Source organism: Brevundimonas sp. UBA7838 (assembly GCF_002500885.1).
In the GTDB taxonomy this organism is placed as follows: domain Bacteria; phylum Pseudomonadota; class Alphaproteobacteria; order Caulobacterales; family Caulobacteraceae; genus Brevundimonas; species Brevundimonas vesicularis_C.
Genome location: NZ_DLTK01000066.1, coordinates 25,724 through 26,205 on the forward strand (window position 1 = coordinate 25,724; position 482 = coordinate 26,205).

Here is a 482-nt window from a genome sequence, read left to right on the forward strand (position 1 = left end):
CGCCGTCGATCCGACCGGCGAGAACCAGATCGTGGTCGCGGCCGGCGCCAACCACATGGTCACCCCTGAACAGCTGCCGCAGCGGATCGAGGGCGCGCTGATCGTGCAGCTGGAGCTGCCGATCGAGACGGTCGAGGCGGCGGTGGGCCGGGCGACGGGCTTCGTCTGCGCCAATCTGGCGCCCGCCGCGCCGGTGTCGGAACTGCTGCTGCGCCGCGCCGACCTGATCGTCGTCAACGAGACCGAGGCGGCCTTCTATGGCGACGGCCTGCACCGGGGCGGGGGACGGGTCGTCGTCACCAAGGGCGCCCGAGGCGCGGCCATGTATCAGCGCGGCGTCGAAATGGCCTGGGCGACCCCGCCGGCCGTCGAGGCGGTGGATGCGACGGGTGCAGGCGACGCCTTCGTCGCCGCCATCACGGTGGCTTTGCTGGAAGGCATGGACCCGGCCGAGGCGCTGCGCTTCGCCTGCGCCGCCGGAG

Annotated in this window: 1 protein-coding gene; it reads left to right on the forward strand. The window is 73.0% G+C overall.

The window, feature by feature from the left end; genetic code table 11:
- On the forward strand, window positions 1–482 hold a 482-nt coding region (locus B3T77_RS05230; RefSeq protein ID WP_292077902.1), incomplete at both ends, for a PfkB family carbohydrate kinase.